This is a genomic window from bacterium, from assembly GCA_035529855.1.
Taxonomy (GTDB): domain Bacteria; phylum RBG-13-66-14; class B26-G2; order WVWN01; family WVWN01; genus WVWN01.
On record DATKVX010000001.1, the window covers coordinates 1 to 2,609 of the forward strand.

The 2,609-nt window shown below is 61.3% G+C and carries 4 protein-coding genes; all 4 read left to right on the forward strand.

Features of this window, described 5'->3' with window-relative positions; translation table 11 throughout:
* Positions 1 to 265 (forward strand): hypothetical protein (locus VMX79_00005; GenBank protein ID HUV85476.1); only part of this gene is annotated, 265 nt, incomplete at its 5' end.
* A gap of 31 nt (positions 266 to 296) precedes the next feature.
* Positions 297 to 1,034 (forward strand): hypothetical protein, encoded by a 738-nt coding sequence (locus VMX79_00010; protein HUV85477.1) that lies wholly within the window; start codon positions 297 to 299, stop codon positions 1,032 to 1,034.
* 94 nt (positions 1,035 to 1,128) lie between these two features.
* Complete coding sequence (locus VMX79_00015; protein ID HUV85478.1) at positions 1,129 to 2,340, forward strand: AAA family ATPase; 1,212 nt, start codon at positions 1,129 to 1,131, stop codon at positions 2,338 to 2,340.
* The gene (locus tag VMX79_00020; GenBank protein HUV85479.1) at positions 2,337 to 2,480 is read left to right on the forward strand and encodes a hypothetical protein; all 144 of its coding nucleotides are present in this window, start codon (positions 2,337 to 2,339) and stop codon (positions 2,478 to 2,480) included. The genes VMX79_00015 and VMX79_00020 overlap by 4 nt, the downstream gene beginning before the upstream one ends.
* Positions 2,481 to 2,609 lie beyond the last annotated feature (129 nt).

Genomic DNA, 2,609 nt, shown 5'->3' on the forward strand with positions numbered 1-2,609 from the left:
CGACGGCCTCTACATCACCGTCCTCAAAAAGACGAAGGAGCCCGACGCCTTCCGTTACTACGCGCCGGCGCGGACGCTCGACGACGTGCGCGCCTTCGAGGATTACGTTCGCAAGGTTGCCGGGCTCATACGTTTCTACGAACGCGAGCACTTCGACGTGATGAACGTCGGCCGCGAGTGCTCGTGGTGCGGCTTCGCGCCGTTGTGCCTCGGCCTCGACGGCGCGGTCGAGATGTTCAAAACACGCGAGAAGAAGAAATATTAAACGATACTTTTTTAAACAGGAGGAAAAAGAAATGGCGAAGGACAAAGGTCAAGAGTTGGAAGTAGTGGTGGAACCAGCGGAGCAGCGGAGCAACCTGCCGGCCGTACCATCGGACGACCCGTCGCAGTACCCGCCGGACGAAGAGTTGCCGTTGCCGCGGCTCTCAATAATCCAGGCGATGTCGGACGCGGCGGCGGACAATAAACCGGGGCTGTTCTACAACAACCTCACCGGCGAAACCTACGAGAAGATAACCGGCGTAATCCTCGGCATGGGCCTCAGCCGCGTCCTGGGCGTTAAAAAGGGCGAACAGCCGCTGTGCCGCTCATTCGACAACGTACACGGTGACGGCGAACCGGGCGGCGAGTGCGTCAAGTGCCTGAACTCGCAATGGGACCGAGATAAGGTCCCGAACGTACCGCCGGAGTGCCGCCAGAATTACGACTTACTCTTCTTCGACGAAGCCGAGATGCCGTATATCTACCAGGTCTACAAGACCGCCATCAAGCCGGCGAACTACTTCATCGCCGCAGCGCGATCCCGGAACCTGCCGCTCTACTGCTTCCGCGTCGAAATCACCGTCAAGCAGATCGAGAACGACCAGGGCAAATTCTTCGTCCCGTACTTCCGGGTGACGGGCCAGACCAACCCGACCGAATGGCAGCGTTATCACAACGACGCAACGCGTCTCCTGGCCGTAATGCGGCGCCAGGCGGTAGCGCAACCCGTGGACACGCCGCCGGAAGAACCAGTTGCCCCCGAATTCTGAACCTACTCTCATAACCGGCGGGGCGGCCGGGTGCAGCACGACTTATTAACGCATCAGCGACCGCCCCGCCCAAAAAACCAGGAGGCAAGCGAAAATGAAAATCCTACGACTCGAGGCGTCGAACATCAAGCGCGTCCGAGTCGTCGAGATAAACCCCGACGGCTCGCTCGTGCTGGTTACGGGTCGCAACGCCCAGGGCAAAAGCTCGGTTCTCGACGCCATCGTCTACGCCCTCGGCGGCAAGGAGGCCATCCCCGACAAGCCGTTGCGCAACGGCGCCGACGTCGGCTTTATACGGCTCGACCTCGGCGATATAGTCGTGGAGCGCACCTTCACCGCCGATAATACATACCTCAAGGTCAAGGCCGCCGGCACAAACGCGGAGTACCCGACGCCGCAAAAGCTCCTCGACGGCCTGTTCGGCAAAATCGCCTTCGACCCGCTGGCGTTCGCGCGGATGAAGGCGCGGGACCAACTCGGGGCGCTGTTGGAAGTAGTTGATCTCGGGCTGGACCTTGACACCTTAGCGGTCGAGCGCAAGGTACTGTTCGATGAGCGGACGGACGTAAACCGCGACGTTAAGCGGCTCGAGGGGGCGCTGGCCGGGCAACAACGGTACGACGACGCCCCGGCGGCGCTCATTTCAGCAGGCGACCTCGCGGGGGAAATCGCCGAAGGTGAACGGTCGAACGGGGAACGGATGCAAGCTGGCAACCGAATCCGCCAGATAGAAACGAACATCCGGGAACTCCAACAAGAGGAGGAAAGGCTAAAAGCGTGGCACGCAGCGAGCGAGCACGTCGACGTAAACGCGCTAAAGGAACGGCTTGCCACAATCGAGGCCGACAACGAGAAGTGCCGGGCCAACGAACGCTACGACGACCTCAAGGCGGAGTTGTATACCGCGATGGCCGGCGCCGCGAACCTCAACGCCGATATAAAAGCCCACGACGAGAAGAAGGCCGCCGCGCTCGCCAGCGCGACCTTCCCCGTACCCGGCCTATCGTTCAACGAGGATGGCGTTCTCTACGACGGCCGGCCGCTCGAGCAGGCGTCGTCCGCCGAGCTAACGCGCATTTCCACCGCCGTCGCGATGGCGGCGAACCCCAAACTCAAGGTCGTTATTATCCACGACGGCTCGCTCCTGGACGACGACAACCTGGGCGTCATCGCCGAGATGGCTGCGGCGAACGATTATCAGATATGGATAGAGAAAGTCGATGCGTCCGGCGAAGTGGGCGTCGTTATCGAGGACGGCCAAGTCGTCAACGCAGCGGTGCCGGCCACGACTGCGGGGAAGAAATGAGCGACGACGGTTACCTACCCCCGGGTGTAACGCACCGCGACGTTGACCGCGCGAGCGGCGAGTTGCAGCCGTGCCCCGAGTGCGACTGCTTGACGAGCGAGGCCGTTTGCCCGCGCTGCGGCGCGGATATGGAAGATTAACCCGTAACACCCCAACGAGCGCGGGGGCGGTATGGAGCGCCGCCCCCGCCGGAGAGGAAAAAGAGATGGCACAAGGAGAATTTACCAAGGAAGAAGCCGACGAAACGATTAAGGCATTTACCGAAGTCT